This window comes from Vibrio sp. 10N.261.52.C11 (assembly GCF_041471405.1).
Lineage (GTDB): Bacteria > Pseudomonadota > Gammaproteobacteria > Enterobacterales > Vibrionaceae > Vibrio > Vibrio crassostreae_C.
The window spans coordinates 1-559 of sequence record NZ_JBFROI010000130.1 but is presented as its reverse complement, the minus strand read 5'-3'; the positions used below and the strand labels follow the sequence as shown (position 1 = coordinate 559).

General features: G+C 48.5%; 2 tRNA genes and 1 rRNA gene. All 3 read left to right on the top strand.

The window, feature by feature from the left end:
* Window positions 1–49 precede the first annotated feature (49 nt).
* The 3 genes from AB4323_RS24270 (at window position 50) to AB4323_RS24260 (ending at window position 391) form a co-directional block, all read left to right on the top strand.
* Window positions 50–126 (top strand) — tRNA-Thr (locus AB4323_RS24270).
* A 41-nt stretch (window positions 127–167) separates the two neighbouring features.
* Window positions 168–283 (top strand): 5S ribosomal RNA (rrf, locus tag AB4323_RS24265).
* 31 nt (window positions 284–314) lie between these two features.
* Window positions 315–391, top strand: a tRNA-Asp gene (locus AB4323_RS24260).
* The last annotated feature ends 168 nt before the right edge of the window (window positions 392–559 follow it).

Below are 559 nucleotides of genomic sequence, written 5' to 3'. Positions count from 1 at the left end.
ATCGCCAGGCTTTAAATTTTTAGAGTCGTTTTTAAACGGTTCTTGAATTGCTGATATAGCTCAGCCCGGTAGAGCGCACCCTTGGTAAGGGTGAGGTCCCCAGTTCGAGTCTGGGTATCAGCACCATATTTAGTTGATTTGATTATTCAAGTTAACAACAGAATTTGCTTGGCGACCATAGCATTGTGGACCCACCTGATTCCATGCCGAACTCAGAAGTGAAACACAATAGCGCCGATGGTAGTGTGGGGCTTCCCCATGTGAGAGTAGGACATCGCCAGGCTCCAAATTGCTTTATGCTGAATAGACACTGCGGAGTGGTAGTTCAGTTGGTTAGAATACCGGCCTGTCACGCCGGGGGTCGCGGGTTCGAGTCCCGTCCACTCCGCCACTTATTAGAAAGCCTAGTCTTATGACTAGGCTTTCGTCATTTCTGGGTATCGATAATTCGGTCTCCAACCACGAGCTCCGGTCGCCTGAGATCCTAGCTACTCCGCCATTTATAAGAAACCTCGCTAGAAATCGCGAGGCTTTTTTGCATCTAATACCAATCCGGAAA